12 protein-coding genes are annotated in these 24,305 nt (G+C 41.1%); 5 read left to right on the top strand and 7 right to left on the bottom strand.

Annotated features, from left to right (window positions below; translation table 11 throughout):
* Positions 1-7: 7 nt before the first annotated feature.
* The 5 genes from DD649_RS15740 to DD649_RS15720 all read right to left on the bottom strand — a co-directional run bounded on the left by DD649_RS15740 (position 8) and on the right by DD649_RS15720 (position 16,365).
* On the bottom strand, positions 8-11,704 hold the full coding sequence (locus tag DD649_RS15740) for a hemagglutinin repeat-containing protein (protein ID WP_294108664.1): 11,697 nt from the start codon (positions 11,702-11,704) through the stop codon (positions 8-10).
* A gap of 11 nt (positions 11,705-11,715) precedes the next feature.
* A complete protein-coding gene (locus tag DD649_RS15735) occupies positions 11,716-13,347 on the bottom strand; it encodes a ShlB/FhaC/HecB family hemolysin secretion/activation protein (RefSeq protein WP_336430946.1) in 1,632 nt (543 codons plus the stop codon).
* Positions 13,348-13,879: 532 nt separating this feature from the next.
* Positions 13,880-14,545 (bottom strand): heme exporter protein CcmB, encoded by a 666-nt coding sequence (gene ccmB / locus DD649_RS15730; RefSeq protein ID WP_336430945.1) that lies wholly within the window; start codon positions 14,543-14,545, stop codon positions 13,880-13,882.
* Positions 14,545-15,162, bottom strand: coding sequence for a cytochrome c biogenesis heme-transporting ATPase CcmA (gene ccmA, locus DD649_RS15725; RefSeq protein ID WP_294108661.1), 618 nt, complete (start codon positions 15,160-15,162; stop codon positions 14,545-14,547). Before ccmA ends, ccmB begins: the two co-directional genes overlap by 1 nt.
* A gap of 30 nt (positions 15,163-15,192) precedes the next feature.
* Complete coding sequence (locus tag DD649_RS15720; RefSeq protein WP_294108659.1) at positions 15,193-16,365, bottom strand: NAD-binding protein; 1,173 nt, start codon at positions 16,363-16,365, stop codon at positions 15,193-15,195.
* A gap of 396 nt (positions 16,366-16,761) precedes the next feature.
* Between DD649_RS15720 and cptA the strand changes: the two genes are divergently transcribed.
* The gene (gene cptA, locus DD649_RS15715) at positions 16,762-18,471 is read left to right on the top strand and encodes a phosphoethanolamine transferase CptA (protein ID WP_294108657.1); all 1,710 of its coding nucleotides are present in this window, start codon (positions 16,762-16,764) and stop codon (positions 18,469-18,471) included.
* Between the two features lie 49 nt (positions 18,472-18,520).
* On the opposite strand, the gene DD649_RS15710 is transcribed toward cptA, so the two are convergent.
* The gene (locus tag DD649_RS15710; protein ID WP_294108655.1) at positions 18,521-19,216 is read right to left on the bottom strand and encodes a YetF domain-containing protein; all 696 of its coding nucleotides are present in this window, start codon (positions 19,214-19,216) and stop codon (positions 18,521-18,523) included.
* A gap of 308 nt (positions 19,217-19,524) precedes the next feature.
* On the opposite strand from DD649_RS15710, the gene DD649_RS15705 reads away from it, so the two are divergent.
* The 4 genes from DD649_RS15705 to betT all read left to right on the top strand — a co-directional run bounded on the left by DD649_RS15705 (position 19,525) and on the right by betT (position 23,465).
* Positions 19,525-20,022 carry a hypothetical protein gene (locus DD649_RS15705; RefSeq protein ID WP_294108653.1) on the top strand — a complete coding sequence of 166 codons (498 nt, stop codon included), beginning with the start codon at positions 19,525-19,527 and terminating at the stop codon, positions 20,020-20,022.
* Between the two features lie 167 nt (positions 20,023-20,189).
* Positions 20,190-20,627 (top strand): GNAT family N-acetyltransferase, encoded by a 438-nt coding sequence (locus DD649_RS15700; RefSeq protein ID WP_294108651.1) that lies wholly within the window; start codon positions 20,190-20,192, stop codon positions 20,625-20,627.
* A gap of 83 nt (positions 20,628-20,710) precedes the next feature.
* The gene (locus tag DD649_RS15695; protein WP_294108648.1) at positions 20,711-20,977 is read left to right on the top strand and encodes a DksA/TraR family C4-type zinc finger protein; all 267 of its coding nucleotides are present in this window, start codon (positions 20,711-20,713) and stop codon (positions 20,975-20,977) included.
* A 481-nt stretch (positions 20,978-21,458) separates the two neighbouring features.
* Positions 21,459-23,465, top strand: coding sequence for a choline BCCT transporter BetT (gene betT / locus DD649_RS15690; protein ID WP_294108647.1), 2,007 nt, complete (start codon positions 21,459-21,461; stop codon positions 23,463-23,465).
* Positions 23,466-23,603: 138 nt separating this feature from the next.
* Here betT and DD649_RS15685 read toward each other — a convergent pair whose 3' ends face one another.
* Positions 23,604-24,209 carry a hypothetical protein gene (locus DD649_RS15685; RefSeq protein WP_294108645.1) on the bottom strand — a complete coding sequence of 202 codons (606 nt, stop codon included), beginning with the start codon at positions 24,207-24,209 and terminating at the stop codon, positions 23,604-23,606.
* Positions 24,210-24,305: the final 96 nt, after the last annotated feature.

Here is a 24,305-nt window from a genome sequence, read left to right as displayed (position 1 = left end):
TTAGCCCTTAATCATCAATTACTTTTGGTCTAACAACTTCAACTTCTGTCGGTGGTATCTTAGTTCCCCCTTCAAATCCTGGCTTTCCTTTTCCAACAACAGTTCCACCTTCAGCTTTGAGTTCAGGGAAGCCTTTTTCTTGATTTTTAGTGAATGGAGCTGTTTGAGAACTTTTACATTCAATACACTTAATATTTCCATTCTCATCCTTAGCCATTATATCAATTCTAACTTTAGTTCCTTTATTTGTTTCTACGGTTATTTCTCTTGAAGGTGTTTTTAAATTAGGATTTGACTTTATCTCATCAAAAATAGAACTCTCAAACTCCTTACCTTTTTCACTATTTAGCTGAACATTTGTTGGCGGATTTGGTGATGGTACTTTCGTCTTAACACCATTCTCAAATGTATAATAACCACCATTATTACTATAAACCGTGTTTCCTAAAGCATCTGTCTTGCCTGTGTTACTATATGAGCTTCCTTTCGGACCTACTATTGAACCGCCTTTAGTAGTGTAACCCGTCGGTAAGTTAGAATTCCCCTTATTCCCTTTAATAGCCGTTGATATAACGGTAATACCAGTGCTATTGCCTACACCGGTTATTCCGATTTTATCAAGACCTTCTTTACCACCTAAAGCAAGTTTAACTTCTGGTGTCGCTGAGTTAAAAATTGCCGCCGCGGTTATCTCATTCTCATTCTTAACTAAGTTAACCAGTGCTTTTCTATCATCAGCACTTAAAGAGTCTATCCATGCAATCCATTTTAACGAGTCCGCTTGGTCTACCCCAGTAAGTACATCAGACCATGACGTGATACTGGCTGTAATTTTGCCTTCCTTCGCATCAGCGACAGCTTCATCTCGTTTCTTTTTACTAAGCTCGCGGAACTGGTCAAATATTAGCTCTTTATCTGCGCCAGTTTCTGTCGCTTTGATTAACTCTTTTCTTAAATCAAGGACATCTTTGTTTGATAAAGAGTTATTCTCAACCGTGGTCTTCCCTGCCTCGGCGGCATTTGCAGCACTGGAGGTATCACCGCCAACTAATCCACCCGCAATACCTGCCGCCAAACTCGCAAACGCACTGACTGTGGCTTTTTCATCTTCCGTCAGCTTACTCGGGTCTTTTCCATAAAGCTCTTTGGACAGCATACCAACCGCTTCGGCTGTCATCGCGCCAAGCGATTGTGCGCCTGCATTTTCGCCTTTTGCAAGGGCTAATGCAACATTGGCAATGCCATGGGCTATAATCCGCCCTTCCTTATTTTCTGCCGGTATCTGTTTAGCAATTTCATTCGCAATATACGGGGCACTGGCATTCGCCACCGCTTTGTTCATATCACCATTAACTAAACCTTGGATTAAAGCCGTACCTGACTCGACTATCCGCCGCTTATCGCCCCCTACACCCCAGCCTGACTCATTCACTTTCGCCTGAATAACTTGCTCGTGAATATAGTTATCAATCGCCTCATCACTGACCACTTTACCTTGTACTTCAAGCGCTTTTTTCGCAGTCTCACGCTCTTGTGGTGTCGGGATTGTCTTTTTCTCATTCGCCTCTTTTGTCGCATTAATCGTCGCATCTGTCACGGCAATATCAGTAATTTGCTTACCCAACTCGCCAATTAACTGCGTTTTCTCAATCCGTTTCTGCTCTTTTTCTTTATCAAAAATGGTATTGAGCTTCTCATGGGCATTATCCGTATCACGGCTTAACTCATTGATATCTTGTTTCTGATTATCCTTATCGCGAATAATCAATTGCCCTTCCGACACCGCCGATTGAGTAGTATTACTCGACTCACCTTTATTATTCACATTCGTCAGTAGCGAGCCTGCCGCATTTCCTGCCAGTTGGTCGGCAAACGGTGAGCCGCCCGTACTAAAACCGGCACTGTGACTTTCGACTTGGTACTCCGCTTTGTTTTTAATATCACCAAAGCCCAATGTGCCCGTATCCAGTTTATTTTTGCCCGACTCTGCCGTGCTGCCAATCACCGCACCGTCAAGCTGGGTATGATTGCCAACCGTGATATCAAAACCACCCTTACCAGCGTTGAGACCCGTTTGCTGGTCAACGGATTGATAATCACTGTGCATTTTGGTTTTGCTGGCGTTTATGGAGGCGGTTGTGTTCATTCCTGAACCAATACTGCCTGAAAGACTGCCACTTGTTTGCTTAGAGTCGTATTTATCCGTGGTTTGTTGGCTCGATAACGTTAAATCACCGCCCACATTGGCTTTCACTGTTTCGCCGCTAACTTGCGCTCCCGTTAACGTAGTATCTTTGCCACTATTAAGGGTTAATTGTTTGCCTGCATCCACCTGCGTATCGGTATAAAACTCACTGTTGCCTTTTTCAAAACCACTGCCTTTATTAACACTGGCATTAACGTTCCAACCGCCGGTACTGATACCCGCCCCAATGGAGCTACCTGAACTCGAATTTTTGCCATCCACTTTTTGCGTATTACTAGCACTGGTCAAATCGATATCATTTTTCGCAGTCAGCGTGATATCTTTATCCGCGGTCAACTGACTGCCTTGCACGGCTATATTGCCTTGGCTTCCCTCTTTTTTACCCGTCGCAGTGAGATTAATATTATCCCCCGCACTGAGACTGCTACCGGATGCCGTGTTTTGTTCGGTTTTAGTGGTCGATTTTGAAGAGCTGCTACCATAAGACACATTCACACCGAAAGCATCTTTGACGCTACCGCCTTTTTTAAGTCCGGCTAATTCTCCGGCTTGTTCGGCTTGAACACCTTGCAACCCTGCTTTTATCCCTTTAAGTGCCGCTAGCTGACCGTCATCTTCTTCTTTCGCTGACTTGGCCGTTTGCGCCATGCCATCTAACAGGCTGCCTGCCGCACCGCCTAGCGAGACCGTCAAACCGCTGGATTTACTTTCCACTGTGGTAATATCAGTACGGCTATTTTCAGCGGCAGTGATGGACACATCACTTCCCGTGATATTAATATCTTTCGCGGCAATCACATCACTGCCATGAATCGATGCGGTATCACTAGCATTCAATGTTACGCTACCTGCGCTACTCCCAATGACACTACCTTTTTTCTGATTACTGTCAGTTTCGGTGGTGACTTTTTGTGAGTTTGAACCCACTGTAAAGCCTAACCCACCCGTGCTCATCAGTCCCGATTTGGTCGTTTTCGACATGTGCGTTTCATACAACGCCTCGTCAGATGTGGTGACATTCAGTTGGTTGCCTGCATTGACGGTAACATCGTTTGTGCCCAGAACATTGCTGCCCTGAATATTCACGTTATTCCCTGCCGTCACTTTCACGCTATCGCCACTCAGCGTGCTGCTGATTGCCGTACGCTCGTTGACTTCATCATGATTTTCTTTCGTCGTACTAGATAAAAAGCCTTTATCTGTACTTTTTGTATGCTTCGCGTAATCTCGAGTTTCAACACCGGAGGTTAGGTTAATATCTCGCCCAACATTGACTGCCAGTTCGCCGCCACTAGAGACATTCGCTGCGCGAGCGGAAAGGTCTTGTCCTGCGGATAACGTTAAATCCCCTTGAGTTTGGATCTGCGTACCGACTTCCGTGCTGTTTGAACCACGATAATAATTATTTGAATTACGAGTGTAATCAAATGCAGAACTGACATCGCGAGTTTCTAAACTAATATCACGTCCGGCAATAATTGCGGTTTTACCATCGACACCTAAATTGACAATATCTGTCGCGATCAAGTTGATATCTTGCACGGCTTTTAAGGTCAATTGTCCATTATCACCAGTGACATAAATACTAGCAGGGCGATCGAGCCATTGGGCGTTGCCCTCGCTACGTTGTGTGGTTTCACTAAAAATATCGCGTCCTGCAGAAAGTGATACGCTGTCTAACCCACGAATTTCACCACCAACATTTTTAATATCTTTCAATGCATTGAGCTGAACATCTTTTCCTTGGAGTCGACCACTATTTTCAATGTTTTCTGCACGTAAATCGGTCAATTCACGACTGCTGATTTCGCCACTATTGAGAAGATTACCCGCCATATCAGCTGACACATTGCGACCCGCCAGCAATGCGCCATTACCATTTAAATCTCCTTGGCGCGCACGGACGTACACTTGAGGCACACTGACTAACTCAACACGACCATCGGGCAGAGTGACTTCTTTGTTGACCATCCACACAATATCGGTGGTCAAGTTCGCCATTTGCGCGGGTGATAATGCAATGCCCTGTGTCAGGTTAAATTGATGACCGAATGCGACGCCATTAGTCAGCAACGCCCGATACTGCTCTTCATCACTATGATAATTGCCTAGCAAGCGTTGACCGGTGGTTTCAATCAGTTGATCACGCACTAAGCGCTGCTCATAATAGCCATCGCCTAAACGCTTATGCAGTTGCTCGTTGGTAACAATATCAATGCTTGATAACCATTTTTTGTAATTGGTAAAGCGGGGGTCTGTTTCAATCAAAAATTGACTGTCGCTGCCCGGCGTTAGGTTAAATAGGCTGTTATCAGGCAGTTTTGTATTGGGTCCGACGGTTCTTATCACGGTATCCAGGTTATCTTTACCTTGAGGCCCTGTTTCTGCGGTGGCCTTTTCCCCTTTACCGGCATCGGTTTGTCCTTGAACCTCAACATCACTCCCGACATTGGCATCATCTGCCTGAGTCGTTGCTCCTACGGTTTTATTATCCGTCACATCAACTTTAGCCGAAACAGAGGGCAACTGAGTGACTTCAACTTGTTGACCCGCAGAAAGTTCGAGAGGCGTATTTTTACTGTCTTTTAATGTTTGCTCAGTAACCGTTGTCCCTTGGTTTTCTTTTAGGATTGATTCAGAAACCGTCTCTGCTGCGCCATCAAGTTTGTTAACTTTCGCTGAATCAAGTTGGGTTTTATCAATACCACCCGCATTATCTGTGACTTCCAATAAATGCAACGACAAGTCGTCTTCACGATTAACCCCTTGATATGCATAAACCGACTCACGTGTTTTCCATTTTTTACCGCCTTTATAACGATAAATCGTCTTACCATCCTCAACAATACGGCGAATACCTTGCGCTTCTTCGTTATTCAGGTCATTGCCTGTTAGGATCAAGTTTTGTCCTGCCACTACGCGTGAGTTTTCATTATTAAGCTGTTGCCCATCAAGGGTTAAATGTTTCCCACTGGTGATCAGTGCAGCATCACGATTGATAACCTGAGTTTCATAAACAACACGGTCGTAATCGTATTCATAAAAATCTTTTGTCCAATTACCATTTTCAAACATCCGCCAGCGATTGGATTTTTCGTAGTGAATGCCCACTTCTTTATTCAGCGTGCCATCATCATTAATCGTATAACGGGTTTCGTTACCATTACGTGGCTGAATTTTATAACGTTTGCCATTACCATAATCAAACCAATCAAAATGCTCACGGCTCATTTCAATTGGTTTATCCGTCAGTTCTAAATGAATATCTTTGTTTTCAAGCAGATTGGTTTTCAACGTTAAATTACCCGCCGCTTCGATATTCGCACTGTGGTTTTTCACTTGGGTTGCATGACCTGTGGCTTGCAATTGGTCATTTAACGAGTTGCCAATATGTAAGTCACCATCACTGTAAATCAAAGCATGATCGCGATTTAACAACTCAGAAACCGCAATATTAACGGCTTTACGCCCTGCAATAACTGCCGCTTTGTCCCCTTGCTTATCATTAACCAAGGTTTTGACGGCAATGGACAAGAAGTCACCATAAATGCGTCCAGTGCCTAAATTATCCAATGAATTTGCCATGATATGCGTTAACACACCGTCAATTAACCCGGTATTGAGCACCTGACCACTCGCTTTAATACGGGTATTTTGCCCGCTGATTTCACCGGAAAGTTGATTGATGACCGTCGTGGTAGTGAGTGCGAGCTCACCAAGGCTAGAAATTAGCCCACTATTCGTGAGCCCTTGCGCAAAATTAGCGGTTAAATGTTCACCAGCCTGAATACGACCTTGGTTTGTAAAAGCTTGAGATAGGCTCAACGTCAACGCTTTTTGAGTAATAAGCTTGCCTTCGCCCGTTAATTGGTTCGCCGATACACTCGCAGAACCATTGCTGACCATCACCCCTTGTTGGTTTGATATCGCTAAGGCTTTCCCTTTGGCATTATCCGTAATAATAAGCGCCGAGCCCGTTGACATCATTCCTTGAATGTTATTTAAACTTTGCGCCACAACGGCATCGATAGCTTTCCCTGCACGAATAGCACCGGTTTGGTTATTTAAATCTGTTGTTTTAAAGGTAACATTTTGCCCTTCGATCCCTTTCCCTGCTTTAGCCGTATTTTGGTTATCAATCTTTTGCGCTGTGACATTTAGGCTTTCATTGGCTTTGATCCAACCTTGTTGATTATCAAGCTGTTGCACTACAGCCAATTCAACATTGTTTAGCCCTTGAACAGTACCTTCAGTATTGTTCAGACGTTGGCTACCAATATTCAGATTAGCCCCCGACAAAATCTTTCCTTGCTGATTATCGATATGCTGCGCGATCGTTAAGTCAGTATTTCCCTGTGATTGCAGGGTGCCCTCGCGGTTATTAAGAGAAGCGCCTGTTACTTGTGCTGAGGATTGGCTTAGCAGAGTGCCTTTTTGGTTATCAATCTGATTAGCATCGATATTTAAGCCTTTTTTGCCTTGTACGAACCCTTGCTGATTACTCAGATCGTTGGCTTTTAACGTGAGTTGCCCCTCACTCGCCAGTACACCGTCTTGATTCAATACCTTGTTTTTCTGAGTATTGATATCCAATAAACCGCCTGAATAAATTTGCCCTTGCTGATTATTCAAGACTTGAGTGGTTAATTCACTTGCCGCTGCGCTTTGGATTTGTCCTTGCTGGTTCGTTAATTTACCGCTATTGAGGGTTAGACGGCCACCGCTTAACAACCCACCACTTTTTTGTGTGTCGTCATTGTTGAGAAGTTGCCCATGAGTGTCGAGCGATAGCTGTTGGCCTGCCTGCACACGCCCTTGTTGGTTATCAAATTCACCACTCTTTAGGCTCAAAGTTTGACTGGCTAAAATCTCACCTTGGTTATTATCAACACGGTTTTTCTGCGTTGTTAACGTGATATTATTTGCTTGGATATGGCCTTGTCGGTTAATTAATTCACCAATAGCTAGCGCTAATCCTTGGCTAGCAAAAATCCCTTGCTCATCAGTTTTAGTCGTATTAATTAAACGCTGTCCTTGGGTATCAAGGGTGATGGATTGCCCTTTGATCACACCTTGGCTATTATCCAACTGTTGCGTTTTCATCAAAATAGCAGACTGGCTACCAATCAAACCTTGCTGGTTGTTTAAGTTTTGGCTTTTTAAATCCAATGCGGTTTTAGCGACAATGCGACCTTGCTCATTATTGAGTTGTCCAGTGGTTAAAATTAGCCCACCTTGTGCGTAAATGCCTTTGTCTTCTCCACTTTGGGTATTATTGAGTTGCTTCCCATGGGTATCAATCTGCATGTCGCTGCCAGACTGAATTGAACCTTGTTGGTTTTCAATTTTACCGCTATTTAAAGTCAATTTTTGCTGAGCTAATAGCGAACCATCCGTATTATCAAACAATTGATTATGCGTATCGATATTGATGGTATTGGCTTGAAGATAACCCTGCTGGTTTTGCAGCGCTTGATTACGCATCTGCAACAATTGCGCTGCCGCAATTAACCCTGCTTGATTATTGATTGTATGGGTAACATCCAGCGTAGTATCGCCATGGCGAGCAACCAGTTTTCCTTGTTGGTTATCCAACTGGCTCGCCGTAATTTCCAGCCCATTATCACCCACAATCACGCCACTTTGGTTGGATAATACATTTTTTAAATCAAGGGATAAATGCCCGCTATTCGCCGTTAGAATTTGTCCAGCCTGATTATTTAATGCGTCGGCTTTAATCGTAAAATCACCATTACTGCCGATTTCACCCGCGTGGTTATTTAATTGACCTTGAAGCGCTATTTTTCCTGCTTTATCACCCGTTTGTAATAATTTACCGCCTTGGTGATCAAGGGTATTGGCGGTGATAACAATATTATCGGCCTGCGTAATGGCTTGATTTAATAGAAGCGTTTTCCCTTGAATATTTACGTTATTTGCGGCCAGTAATTCACCTTTATCGCCATCGAGTAATTGGCTATTGAGGGTGATATCCCCCATATTCGCAATCACTTTTCCGGTACGATTTATCAGCGATTGTGTGTCAATAAACACACCTTGGCGCCCCGTCAAGGTGCCATCTGTATTATTCAGTGCCTGCTCAATTTGTAGGTTTAACGCGCCCATTTTGGCACTGAATATTTTCCCTTGCTGGTTATCTAAAGTATTAGTATTGACCTGCCACGAACCATTACCACTGATATTACCCGCTTGATTATTCAGGTATTGAGAAACTAAAATTGTGCCTTGTTGCTCACCCAATTGGGTCATTGTACCTTGCTGATGATTTAAATTATTTGCGGTCAGTTCGATATGTTTCGCTTGGGTATTCGCCGCAGTCAGGTCAATTTCTTGACCATGTAGCACTAACTCCCCATCCGCAACCATTTCCCCTCGCTGACCTTGCACGCTTTCAGCGGAAATTAACATATCCCCGTTTTTATTAATGATTTTACCGTCAACGTTAGCGAGCAACGGTGCATTGAGCGTTAAATTTTGCTCGGCAAAAAGGGTACCTTGTGTGTTATCCACACCGCCTTTAGCATTTAAAATTAATGCACCCGCTTTTGCGGCAACCACAACGCCTTGTTGGTTAGCCAGTTTATTAACATCCAAATTTAACGTGCCTTGGCTGCTGATGTTACCCGATTGGTTATCAAGGGTTTGAGTCAGCTTAATTTCACCGTTTTCGCTGCCAGTTTGCAGCATTTTTCCACGTTGATGGGAGAGATTTTGTCCTTGAATTTGGAGTTTATCGGCTTGTGTAATGGCATCATTGAGATTGAGATTATCTCCGGTCAAAGCCAACTTACCTTTCGAGAGGATTTCGCCTTTCTCGCCATCTAACTGCTTGAGCGTTAATTGGTTATCACCAAAACTCGCAATGAGTTTACCCGATTGGTTAATTAAGCGATTCGCCGCTAATTGAATACCTTGATTACCTAATAATATCCCTTGAGTATTATTCAGCGTCTGTTGAATGCTGAGCGTCAGCTTACCCAATTTTGCGGCAATGATTTTACCATCTTGGTTATTCAAGCTGTTTGCCACAATATCAATTTGACCATTGCTAGAGATTTCCCCCCGCTGATTATCAAATTGACTTTGAATGTGTAGTTCCGTTTTTCCTTCACCTGTTTGCAGTAACGTTGCATTCTGATGTGTGAAGTTGTTGGCTAAAATGGAAATCTGGTTTGCTTGAGTAAAACCTTGGCTTAGATTGATATTGGCACTTTCAATCCGTAAGGTATCTTGCGCAAAAATCGTCCCTTTATTACCATCCAACTGATTTGCACTGAGCAATGCTGCCCCTGATAAGCTACTGATTTTCCCTTGAGAATTAACCAGTTTATTGGCTTTAATGGCTAAATACTTATCTGTTTGAATCACGCCTCGCGTGTTATTCAACTCAGTAGTTACAGTAAGTGCTAACTGTTTGTTAGTACTCGTGAATAATTTACCATCGCTGTTATCAAGGTTATCTGCAAGTATACGCAAGTCACCTTTGGATGACACACTTCCCCCACGGTTATCCAACGTCGTGGCGATTTCCACGATCATGGCTTTATCGCCCATCTGTAGTAGATTCCCTTGGCGGTGAGAGAGCGCATTAGCTTTCAAGGTGATTTGTTCAGCTTGGGTGGCTCCATTATCCAAATTAATGGATTGCCCTGCTAAGCTTAATACGCCACGGGTCAGGATTTCCCCTTTTTGTCCATCCAGCTTATCCGCCTTGATAGTAAGCCCTTGTTTGCCCGAGGCTAAGATTGTCCCTTGTTGGTTGTCTAGGTTTTTAGTTTGAATATCGACTTTACCATCACGACTTAATATCTTTCCGGACTGGTTATTCAGTTGTTGTGTTGATACAACGGTGTCACCCGCAAAGTTAATTTCCCCCTGCTGGTTTTCGAATACCTTAGTATTTAAGATATTTTTTGAATTGCCTTTTTGAACTAATTTACCTTGCTGGTTTTTAAGAAATTCAGGAGCTATTAAGGTGAGTTCGTTGGCAACAATTTCACCGTTTTGATTATCAATACCCGTTTTAGCCGTCAGTGTGGCTCTATCGTTGGCTTGTAGGTGCGCATCTTTCGTGCGGATATCGGTTACTGTTGACGTCAGTGAAATATTTTTGGCTTGAGTATTGGAATCAGACAAGTCGAGTGAACCGCCTGTGGCGATTAAGCTGTCTTTGGCAACAATATCCCCCTGCAATGCAACGTCTTTTTGGCCTTTAACCGTTAATGAACCTGCTGAAGTTAATTTCCCTTTACTGTCTACGCCCGCAGCTAATAATGCCGTTGTATCGCTATTAATTTGATCAGCATTCAACGTCGCATCATGCTCTGCGACAATTTGGCCTTTATTTGTGTTCGTTATTGCTTGTTTTGCATTGAGCTGAATATCGTTTTGTGCCAATACGGTGCCGCTATTATTAATCGTTTGTTGGCTGTCTATCGCGATATTTTGGTTGGTTGTTATTACCCCAGCATTACCAATTTTACCGTCAACGGATAACGTAATATCGCCTGCCTCTGCGCCAATATGCCCCGCATTGCGCACGCCCACCCCGTTTTCTGTGCCGCGCATTTTAATGGTGTTTGCATACATACCGCCGAGTGCAGCCACATCAAGAGCAAATTCGGGTTTATCCTCAGCCACTGAATTATCGGTTTTGAGTACAGTTTGACCGTCTGCAGCAACAGTATTTTTACCGGTAGTGATGGCTAGTTCTTTCGCATGCAGTTTGGCATTGATATTCACCGAGCGAGCAATCAGTGCCGTATAGTTAGTTCCGTTGCCGTTATAGCCTTGACCAATAACATTGATACTCCCTTTATCAACCTCAAAACCTTTAATTTTACCATTTTCGATCAGTGTCTTACCGGCTGAAAGTAAGGCTTTATCGGCATTGATAAAGCCACAACCGTTACAAGTGATCCCCGCTGGATTAGCAATGATCACATCAGCCTTTTTACCCGCCACTTCAATAAAACCATTGAGTTGGCTTGGGTTGCGGCTATTCACCTCATTGAGGATAATTTTGGCTTCCCCTTTGGCGAGCCAATCATTGCCTTGGATCATCCCTCCAAGTTGTGTGTTGACGTTAGTGCTACTGTTATTAAGAATAGCCCCTTTATGGTCGACATCGAATTGGCTATATTGGTTACGCGAAACCCCGTCACGGTTAGGCGCTTGAATATTGACTTGAGGTAAACCATTTTGGGTATTCACAATGGTAGGCTGCTGATTTCCCGGCGCATTACCATCCGCTACGATGGTAGATGACGACGCGCTAAAACTCACCATGCCCAGCGTCAACCAAAGGGAAGTGACGAGTGGCTTGATTGACCAACGAATGCGACTGCTGGCTGTTTTCTCGACTCGATTTTCACTCGAACCCGCAGGACCCGCACGATGACTGCGCGTAATGTCTGCCACCACCATCACCATTTGGCGAGCGACATTAAATATTAAGCGGTAAAGTAACTTGTTCATCCTGAGAGTCCTTAGTAATTCCAGTTAACCGAAAACGAAAATGTAGCTGGGTCGGTTCTAAAACCTTCTGGTTTAGAGAACGGGGTGCCAATAGAGAAGTCATAACTTAAGTTGGCGGGGTTAATCGCACCACGCAAACCAATCGCACCACCCGCAAGGTGTGAGCCTAAGTTAATGTCAGTCCCACGTCCGCTAATTTTGCCGTAATCGACGCCCACATACAGTTCTTGAGCAGGAACAGGTAATGTCCATGATAGGGTGTTGCGCAGCGTCCAGCCTTCATCCGCACTTAAGGTGCGTTCGCCATCAAAACCTCGTACCGACCAGCGGTTACCGATACTGAATTGATCCTGAGGCGTTAGAGGCCTGTCACTGATTTGACGTAAGTATTGTGACTCAAACCGAAGTGGCTGCTCCGCAAGTGTAAACGGGATACTCGCAGACGCGGAAAATTGCATAATTATCGCCAGTGCGGTCGCATAATCTTGGGAGCCTTTACTGCTAAACTCTTCAAAAGCGGGCATTGCGCCAAACCAGCGTGTCCCATGCTGGTAACTCGCCCCCACATTGAGTGTGGATTGCCCCACGTATTGACGGTGATTAAGGCCGAGCTTCCAAGCGGTAGTGCGCCGTTTTTGGTTTTCAATTTCAGTTTCACCCACAAAGTTGCGCGTCTCACGTAAATTGACATCATAGGTCGCTGTGGTTTTCGCTGTGGCATCACGGTACAGCACATTGCTCAGTTGTAGGTTCAAACTTTTGCTTTTACCGTGATAACGAATGTCGCTATTTGTACCAGCAATAGTTTGTGTGTACTCATAATCACTCGCTGTGGTGGCAAACTGCCAATAACCAAACGGCACCGAATAGTGCGCACTGTAGTTAGTGGTGTCTTTATCGCTAGAAAAGCTTAAATCGCGCGTTGCCGTAATATAGAAAAGATCGCTGAGGGAAGCCGGGTTATCCAGTGCCAACATCACACCCACTTGGTTTTTACCGGTGCTTTTTGAGCCAGTATTGTCCACCCACGCGCCAGCATGCCAATAACGCGACTGCTGGCGATTGATCACAATTTGGGTTTCACCCGGACCATCACCGGGTACCATTTCCATAGAAGCTTGCACGGTGGGTAGACGCTGAAGATTTTCTAAGCCTTGCTCAATATCCCTAAGATCCAATAAATTACCTGAATGGGCTGGCATTGCGGTATACAGCGTACTGTATTGTGATGAATCATCGGTAAAAACCACTTTTTGAACTTTGCCCGGTAATACAACTAAATTAAGCTGACCCGTGGATAAATCTTGTTCAGGAACTAAAACACGGCTTGTAATCCACCCATGACTTATTAATCGGTTTTGCACATCCGTAACCAATAAATTAATCCCTTCAACACCAATACAATGACCAACGGCCTGATTAGCCAGTCTCTGAACCGGAACCCAATGAGGCAAGGCCTCTTGGCCTGTAATAGAGACTTGCTCAATTTTAAAGCACGGATTTTCATCTGGAAATTGTAATTGCGCCTTGGCGATAGGCGTAGATAAGCTCACATCTGGGGCTTTTGCCTCAAATTGCTGCTGCTGAGCTTGCTGCTGCTGAGTTTGTCGATTGAATAGATCGTCTGTGTTATCCGGTTTCAATAATGAAGCTTTTGCTAGTGTAGGGAAACAAAAGGTAAAAAAAATCGATCCGAAAATGAGTGTCCGTACAAAAATCATTAGTTTTTTTAATAGCCCAAAGTGTAAGTTAATTATCTGCGCATAACTTTACATACTTTAACCTAAATCACAATCAGCTATTATCGCATTTTTAGTTAAATAGTGACTTAGCCCTCACTCTCGCCCCCAAAAGATAAAAGTCAATTTAAATAATTAAATCAATTATATAATTAAATTTCTTATGTTAAATAGCTAAGATATTATAAAACAAATTAACTTTATCGGCTTAAATTATCGCATCATCTTAACCTAAGTTAAATTCACTAACTGACATTAATCACTCACAAAATAAGTAATAAAATTTAACATACATATATTAATCCACAGCACTACCATTTAATGAAAGAAAACAAAAAACAAAAAATATAGATGTAAAAATGCATAAATGCGTGATGACGCCTTTTAGAAATTAGCTATGTAACTAATGACTAGGCAGCAATTGACTAGGTCACAATCAACTGTGACTAATATTGATTTTCAATGCAGCAGCAATGGCTAAGGGGGAAAATGTTAGGCTTGCAGCAAATAACGCCGCTAAGATAGCGAAATAACCATTTAATGGAATATTAAAACTATGTGCTTCCATGGTACCTGTGGCATAAATCAAGACAGGGATATAGAGCGGTAACACCAGTAAACTCACAAGAACGCCGCCTTTTTTAAGGGAAACCGTTAACGCAGCACCAATCGCGCCGATAAAACTGAGCACCGGCGTACCTAATAAGAGTGTGCCCGCGAGTACGATTAATGTATCACTGTTAAAAGACAACATTAATGCAGCGATTGGCGAAAGCAAAATTAATGGCAAACCAGTCACTAACCAATGTGCAATAACTTTGGCTAATACGGTGATAAATAACGGGTTAGGTGCTAATAAAAGCTGCTCTAAAGTGCCATCGAGATAATCATCTTTAAATAAGCGTTCCAATGATAATAGCGAGGACAAGATGGCTGCAACCCAGAAAACACCGACCGAAATACGGGCGAGTAACTGAGGTTCAGGACCAATACTCAACGGGAACAACGTGATCACAATTAAGAAAAACCATAACGGATTAACTAATTCAGAAAAACTTCGAAAGGCAATTTTTAGTTCTCTTTTAATTAATAACCAAAACATTACTCATACCCGCCCGTCAGTTTTAATGATCCAAAATGGCCCGACATCGCTTGATGGGATGTAAACAAAATAATACCACCAAGCTCAGCATGCTGATGAAAACGTTCAGTTAAGCGTTTAACACCCGCCACATCAATAGCGGTAAACGGTTCATCTAAAATCCAAAGTGATGCTTCGCTTAACCATAACCGTGCCAGGTTAGCTCGACGTTGCTGACCCGCCGACAATTGGCAAACAGGAACATCCTCATAACCTATCAACGAAACTTCCTCTAACGCTTGCCAAATACGCTCCCCTTCAGGCTCTTTATGGTGCATTTGATAGTAAAATAGCAAGTTTTCATAAGGTGTTAACAGAGACTTTACTGCGGGCTTATGACCTAAATAAAGTAAATGACGCGTATAATCTTCTTTTAGTTTTTCAATCGATTGTGCTTGCCAAAGAATATCGCCATCATCGGGTTTTAACAGACCAGCCATCATACGCAATAAAGTGGTTTTGCCTGCACCATTAGGGCCTTCAACCTGTAAAATTTGCCCCGGTAATACTGTAAAATCTAACTGCTGAAACAATACTCTATTTTGTCGATGACAGCTTATTTGTTGTGCGCTTAGCATGGGTTACATTCCCTGTTTAGAGCTTTTTTATTAGCTTTTTGCAACTTTATTCAACAGCATATCACTGATAGTGTCACTGGATATTGCGTCACCGCAAAGCACTTGCATCAAAACTTCAGAACCCAGAGAAGATAATGAAAACAACATATCAGGATGTAGTAGACGCACTTTATCCATGTTATTTTCTTGATTAATAAGCACAACTGTTTTGACTTCTTTGCCCGCTAATTCCCTAACACCGAGTAAAGCAAAAGTACTCAATGAGTCACTATCCGTCATGATAAGCACGCACTTAGCATGTTTGACGTTAGCAGCGGCCAGTAATTCTGAGCTCGTAGGATCACCCGTTACAATATTATCTTTTTCTGGATAATGGCTACGATGGTTTTCTTGACAGATGACCGCAACAGGAAGCTCACGTTTTTTAAGTCCTTGATAAACATTCACGGCCATAGGCGTACCACCAATGACGACATAATGATCTTTCATATAAGAAAACCTCTTGCGGACAATTTCTTTCGTCCCTTTAGCCAATACGCCAACGACATAAACGACCGATGTTGTAAAAATAGTAATACCCAAAATAATAACAGTAACAGTAAAAACGCGAGCATCGACTGTCACAGGCACAATATCGCCAAATCCAACCGTTGTCATACACACAAGTGCAAAATAAAATGCTGTTGTGCCATCTTTCACAATAGGAAAGAATTCATTGCCAATATAGAGCGTACCAAAAATGGAATAGAGCAATAAACCAATAATACAGGTGACAGCAACAAAGCCAGCACTGGTTAAGCTATGATGATGATAAAGCTTCCAAAATAAACATAATGCGACAAATAAACCGAGAGAAAAATAACCTTGATGAATGTTCTCTTGAGCAAGTCTTAAATCAACAAAAGAGATAATGGCTAATAAAAACAGGGAAAATACCCAAGCTATCCGTGCACCATTGATCATAAATAACGAAAGAAAAATCAGCGAGGCACCCAATAAAAACCGAGGAATATCGAGTAATTTCATAAAACCCAATGACTTCAACCATTCTGTGAAGCCTGTTTCACGCCAATCGATATAGTCGGTATATGCACTTAGCACTGGTTTTAAAATCATAAAACCATCAATAATAATCAATAAGGATAGTAACAGCCTGATTGATAAGGATGATTTTAAGAAAGCCACAAAAGAGTTATCGAACATTATTTGGCCTCATCCTTTCATCGAAAAGATAATTAACGTTTGTTTATATACCAGTTAGTTTAGCTAAGGATAATATCATTCTGGCAAGTTGTGCAACAGGCAAAGCATGATGATATCGCTCGCTAAGTTATGCCGTCACCCTAGTATAATAAGGCACAATTCACCATTCTAAACTATAGTGTAATCAAAATATCTAAACGGAAAGCGCTAAATAGACTCATTTTAATAAACAGATGATTAAAGGTAACCTTAAGAGATTATTATCTCACTAAATTTATTATTGAACTTAACGATTGTCACTCTATCTAAAAATCGATTTTTCAACTATTTTTCATAGTTACTTATCGTTACTTTATAGCTACTCAACAATACAAAAAAGTAAGAGTCAAAAAACTTATGGTTAATACTACACAAACAAACAAGTTTAGCTGGTCGTCATTGCTCTGGCTATTAATCTACTTTTGGTATTTCTCATCGATATTGCAACTTTATGTTGTCGTTACTGGCCAAAGTAACACTATCGGACTCAGAGACTCACTCCTTTATAGCTCACTTTGGATTATTCCAGCCCTACTTTTTCCTAAAAAAATAAGACTCGTTGCCGGTCTTATCGGTATTGTCCTTTGGCTATCTTCCGTTATCGCTTTAGCTTATTTTGTGGTTTATGGGCATCAATTATCACAAAGTGTGATGTTTGTTATGTTCGAAACTAACACCAATGAAGCCGGAGAATTCCTCAGACAGTATTTCAGTTTCAAAGTCGTTGGCGTCATCCTCGCTTATACGCTTGTAGCTATCTTTTTATGGACTCGCCTAAAGCCAGTCACATTACCAACCACTGGGCGCATTGGCGTTTCGTTACTAATTTTAATTATCCTGTTTGGTGTGCCTTATTATAATAAAGCTATCAAGCAAGATCGCCCGCTTTCCAATGTGACTTCATATATCAATAGTAAATTGGCGTATGCAGCACCGTGGCAGTTTGTTAGTGGTTATTTCCTCTACAAAAACCAATTGGCAAACATGGAGGAGCTGATCCGTGACAATAACAAAATTCCACCACTAGAAAATTTTGTTGATGCCAACGGCAATACACCGAGAACTTTTGTATTAGTTATTGGTGAATCGACTAGCCGCGATAGAATGAGTTTATATGGCTATCAGCGCCCGACAACACCTGAACTTGTTCAATTAGCTCAAGATTATCCCGCGAATTTATCCGTCTTTAATGATGTCGTAACATCGCGTCCTTATACCATCGAAGCACTACAACAAGTGCTGACTTTTGCATCGCAAACTGAACCTGAATTATTTAACTCGCGCCCGTCTATCATGAATATGATGAAACAAGCAGGGTTTAAGACTTTTTGGATCACCAATCAGCAAACTATGACAGAGCGTAATACCCTGTTAACGGCATTTTCACGCCAAACAGATAAGCAATATTATTTGAATAATGATATGGCACAAAGCTCTCGAATCTATGATGACGTAGTACTTGAGCCATTTAAAGAAGCACTCGCAGATCCTGCTGAGAAAAAATTCATTGTGGTTCATCTGTTGGGAACGCATATGCGTTATGAATTCCGCTACCCTGAAGATAAAGCCATTTTTACCAATAAAGATAGTCTCATCCCTGCGAATCTGAAAGATGACGAAATCAAAGACTACAATGCTTATGATAATGCTCAGCATTATAATGACTATGTGGTTTCATCACTGATTAAAGATTTCGACTCTTCAAAAGAAAATGGCTTTTTGGTGTTCTTTTCCGATCACGGTGAAGATGTATTTGATACTCCACCGCATGAGATGTTAGGCCGTAGTGAAGGTAAACCGACAAAGGTTATGTACAACATTCCTTTCTTAGTTTGGCAATCACCTGAATGGCTACAGACTCATCAGTCTGATTTGAACAGCAAAACCACCAGACCTTTTAGTACCATGGATTTTATCTATGCTTGGTCTGATTTAGCGGGGCTAAACTACACCGGATTTGAACCTGAAAAGAGCTTATTCAATGCTGAATTTAAGCCTCAACCAAGGTATATAGGCGATCCGGATAAAAAATCATCACTGATGCTATATGATGATTTGAAAAAATAGTGTTCAATTTGTGGATGAAATGAGTAACTTCGTTTCATCCACTTTTTCACTAACTATTTTCAGCAACAACTTTCAACTTTTGTTCATCAACACGCTTTATCTTACCATCTTGCAAAATAAAACTAACTTCACCATGCCAAAACTCAGCTAAGAAAATATCTGTGATGTTATTAATTCCATGTTTTTCAATTTGTTGCTTAAGCCAGTCCTCATCCCGTTCAATCGCTTCCAATTCACTGGTTCTAATAACACCATCTTTAATTAATATCACCGATGGCATATTTTTTTTATCACAAATAATAGTTAGTTGGCCATCAGGCTCTATCTGCGCATAATAAATTTCTTGAAATGAATAGACACCTTGAGCATGAATGCGAGAAGTGATATTCAACATGTCAATTTTATTCCTTTTCTCCTGTATGTTTTCCATAATAAACTGCCCATTTTTAATTATTGGAATGGTATTACCAATAGTAACACTGCGGAAAAAATTGAATTTTTTTGTTAAAAAGTTCAATAATGAAATAAACATTACACCCATAAATAATAAAATTACATATTGATGCAATGGAATGGTATCACTATAAATTACACCACCGATAATACCACCTAACACAAAATTACCAATAAAATCAATTGGTGTCATTTGTGAAAGTTGTGTTTTCCCCGAAAAATTCATATGTGTTATTACAATAGTAAAACCAATGATAAACTTTATAATAACGAGCGTGTAATAATATGTCATTTTGTTATCCCTATATTATTAAATCTCATTTAAGACTCCCACTTTAAAAAACCTATCTCTATTAATAAAAATACCATTAAACCAATCATTTTTCATATTATTTAAATATGAAATTAGGTTTTTAATTTATTTAAAATCAATAAAAAATTAAATAGCATTAAAGCTTTCATAACTTAATACGTATCAAAAAAAGGACATAACTATTATCCATCGAACTAATTTTGGTCTATATTAATGAAGTAACTATTAATATATTTGATTTGAATTTCAATCAATAACTCGACAAACTTCATGCTAAGGAAATGTTTATGAAAAAGAAAATCATCGCTTCACTTATTCTAGCGGGTGTTTTTGCTGTTACAACCGGCTGTGATGATTCATCTAAAACAGACGACACGATGAAGCAAGCGGAAGAAAAAGCGCAGCAATTGAAAGAAACAGGTGAACAAAAAGCTACTGAACTGACCAACAGTGCAAAAGAAAAAGCCGAAGATCTGCAAAAAGATGCTTCACAAAAAGCTGACCAAATCACCGATAAAGCGAAAGAGTTGCAAGAAGCTGGTGAGAAAAAAGCCGATGAACTAACCGATGACGCCAAACTTAAAGCCAATGAGCTAAAACAAAGCGCATCTGAAAAAGCAGATGAACTTGAGACTAAATATAACCAAGCCACTGAAAGTGCGGGTGAGAAGTCAGAACAACTCAAAACTGATGCTATCAATAAAGCCGATGAGCTTGCGACAGATGCAAAAAATAAGACTGAATCATTAAAAGCAGATAATGATGCAAAGGCTGACAATAAATAATACTCAACCTATATAAGCCGTCATATACTGAAAAATGCAGGTGACTCATACCTGCATTTTTTAATTCAAAATATAAATCTCAGTATCTTCCTTAAGCTATATTATTATAGATTTAATAACGCTATTTAGCGAAAATTTGAACTTTGAATGCCTTTATAGGGAATAATATGCAAATCAAACACAGTCACAGATATGCGCTCCCCACATTAGTGAGTCACGCTTTCGATATTCGTCAGCAAATATTTACTCATGAGCAAGGATTTCCGGCAGACATTGATGTTGACGAATATGACGACAACGCCTTACATGTGGTGCTTTATTTAACGGATAAACCTGCCGCCGTATTACGTTGTCTATTACTGGACGAAGGCTTAATTAAAGTCGGTAGAGTCGCAGTATTAAAGCAACATCGGGGTAAAGGACTCGGCCGCGAATTAATGAGATTCGTTGAACAATATGGTTTAGAAAATCATTACAGTGCGATTGGCCTTTCTGCTCAACATACGGCTATCGAATTTTATCATACCTTAGGCTATCAAACCCAAGGTGAGATGTACGATGAAGATGGGATGGATCATATTTATATGACGCTCCAACTTAAGTAAAATTTAATCAGTAAGAAACTTGATTTCTTGTAATTCACCTCAATAATAATTATATCGATGATTAGTTAACCATTGAGGTAAACATGGCTACGGGTTGGGCAAATGAGAATGCCGTTCAAGAGCAAATCGACGCCACATTAGCTGACGCCGTCGCCAAAGCGCGCAGTGAGTTACATTCAGGAGAAAGCGCTGAATGCTGTGAAGAGTGTGGCAATGAAATCTCTCAAGCAAGGCGCCTAGCCCTTCCCGGCGTCAAACTATGTGTCACATGCCAAAGCGAGCTTGATAAAAAGCAGGCCGCGTTCAGTGGCTACAACCGCCGAGGCAGTAAAGACAGCCAGCTAAGATAAAAACTCACTTCTCCCTATTCAGTTCATTCAGTTCATTCAGTTCATTCAGTTCATTCAGTTCATTCAGTTCATTCAGTTCATTTTAAATATATTCACCACATTATTATTTACTCTAAATAATTTGAATTGTAGGTAGGCGGCAATTGAGATAATCCTTGGGAGCATACATAAGTATGTGACCGAGGTTAGCGAATGAAGCCAACACCCCTACAGTTCAAAGTATGACGAGTAAGTTGAATGTTAGGCCATAACATGGCAGTATTACCCCCTATTTTTTTGAACTGAAGGACTATAAAGCAAGATTTTTGTTAATATTTATGGCGGTTTTAACTGCTATCAACACCACTATTTATTCGCTGTTCTTTCTATTTTGTTTCTTAACCGAAACCCTTTCGCAATTATCCATTGTTTTTAAGAAGGACGCTCGCTGCATACTCGACATTATATTGGTATGCCAAAAATAAAACCAAAGAAGGTAGTCATGAGTCAAATTGATACTGATATCAAAAAAGTACGATCGAAAATTAGTCCTCCGGTATTTTATAGTTCCGCCCTCATTATCTTGATCATCGTTGGCTTTGCCGCCTTGATGCCTGAAGTCGCAGAATCTCATCTAAGTCATCTTCAACAAAATTTATTTGATAACGCCAGTTGGTTCTACATACTTGCTGTTGCCATCATTTTACTGAGTGTGACTTATCTGGGACTCTCTCGTTATGGTCAGATAAAACTTGGACCTGACCATGCACAGCCTAACTTTAGTTATGTTTCTTGGTTTGCCATGCTGTTTTCTGCGGGTATGGGTATTGGTTTAATGTTCTTCGGTGTTGCTGAACCTGTGATGCATTATCTCAATCCACCAGTCGGGGATGCACAAACCATTGAAGCCGCCAAAGAAGCTATGCGTTTAACCTTCTTTCACTGGGGGTTACATGCGTGGGCCATTTATGCAATTGTTGCTTTAATTCTAGCCTTTTTTAGTTATCGCCACGGATTACCCTTAACACTGCGTTCCGCACTCTACCCCATTATTGGTGAACGTATTTATGGTCCTATAGGCCATGCGGTGGATATTTTTGCGGTTGTCGGTACCGTGTTTGGTGTTGCTACCTCGCTAGGATTTGGAGTATTGCAAGTCAATGCAGGATTGAATCATTTATTCGGTTGGCCAGTTAACGAAACCATCCAAGTTATCTTGATTATCACCTTCACCGGACTTGCCACTTTATCCGTTGTTTCAGGACTCGATAAAGGCATTCGTATTTTATCTGAATTAAATTTGGGCCTCGCATTCTTGTTATTGGTACTAATTGTTGTCTTGGGACCAACGGTTTTATTACTAAAATCTTTTGTTGAAAATACGGGAGGCTACCTCTCTGAAATCGTCACGAAAACCTTTAATTTGTATGCTTATGAGCCTAAATCCAGTAATTGGTTAGGTGGATGGACGCTACTTTATTGGGGTTGGTGGTTATCATGGTCACCGTTTGTCGGCATGTTTATCGCGCGCATTTCCCGTGGTCGTACTATCCGTGAATTTGTGATGGGTGTATTGTTTGTGCCTGCTGGTTTCACCTTACTGTGGATGACCTTCTTCGGTAATACAGCTATCGATCTGATTAAAAATCAAGGGGCTACACGTCTAGCAGAAACCGTGCAATCTGATGTATCTCTAGCCTTATTTGAGTTTCTAACTTATTTTCCATTTTCAACTGTATTATCATTCTTTGCCATGTTGATGGTAGTGGTTTTCTTTGTCACTTCAGCTGACTCAGGGGCAATGGTTGTAGATACTCTAGCTTCCGGTGGCGACTCAGATACACCAATTTGGCAGCGTATTTTCTGGGCTGGTCTTATGGGTGTCGTGGCTATCACCATGCTACTTGCGGGTGGTTTAAAAGCACTTCAAACCCTTACTATAGCCAGTGCCTTACCTTTTGCGATGGTCTTACTCGTATCAATCTATGGACTATTTAAAGCACTACGTGTCGATGCCTATAAGCGTGATAGTCAGCAATTAGCAACAATTGCACCAACAGCGAGCCGCAACCCAATTCCTTGGCAGCGCAGACTACGTAATATTGCTTATTTTCCGAAACGCTCTCAAGTTAAACGTTTTATTGAAGAGGTCGTCAAACCTTCAATGGAGATGGTTTCTGAAGAATTAGCTAAACAAGGCACTACTTGCCATATCAACATAGAGAAAGATGACCGAATTAGTTTTGATGTAGATTTAGGCGACGATATGAACTTTTTCTACGAAGTTCGCCTCCGTTACTATGTTCAGCCAGCATTTGCTCTCGCTGGTATGGCCACTGATAGTGATGATGAAAAAAGTGAAGAACAGCGTTATTACCGCGCCGAGATCCACTTAAAAGAAGGCGGGCAAGATTATGATGTGATGGGCTGGGCAAAAGAACAGATCATTCATGACATTCTTGATCAGTATGAAAAACACATTCATTTCTTACACTTATTGGGTAAGTAGCCCAAAAAGAGAGAAATTGAACATTAGAGACTAAAGCTTACATAGTAGTAACCGCCATCTTTATGTAAAGATGGCGGTTACTTATGATTCTTTCCTAACTTTGTCTTGTTTTATTTTTTCGTCTAATAACTCATAACCTTAATTATGGTACATACGAGGGAAATACTCACTAATCCTATCGTTATCCAGTAGCCTATCTGTTGTGAAATCAATTGTATTTGAAACAACAATATATTGCCTTAAAGGAAGGGGAATATCCTCTATAGTTGCGAAAATAGTTGGGACAATAAAACGATAATAGTCTCCCATCTTGCTATCACCATCGTAACCAACAGGAAAATCCTCACCTTTGCTATGTCCTTCCAGTCCTTGAAAAAAGAACATTCCCATTTTAGCTCCTATAGCAGCATCGCTATATTTATCTCCACATTTTAATTGATTATCTAACTCACCTACTATCGTTTTTTTATCACAATAATTTTCATAAACCCAGCTTGAGTATAAGTCAATTAAATAACCACCTCGTTTATCTACATTATTAATATATTTACTTGAGTCACCATCTACAAATTCACATAAATCAGATAACTTATCTTTTATATTTGGGATACTCAGTAATATGGTTGGAAGCCAGCCATAGCCATTATTTAACATGTATGCAAGATGTCCATTCTTGTCCATAGCAACCCATGTATGATTTCTTGCAGAGCCTGGTTTCCAATTATCATCTAACTGTAATTCCATAGATATCCTTATTATTCTAAAAATACTTTAATGCAATTTTTACAATTAGATACAAGCGCTTCTGGAGGAACTTCTGATATATCGAATCCATGAGCA

Source organism: Providencia sp., from assembly GCF_003533305.1.
GTDB lineage: Bacteria > Pseudomonadota > Gammaproteobacteria > Enterobacterales > Enterobacteriaceae > Providencia.
Note: the sequence above shows the minus strand (reverse complement) of the source record. Positions and strands in the feature narration are given on the sequence as shown.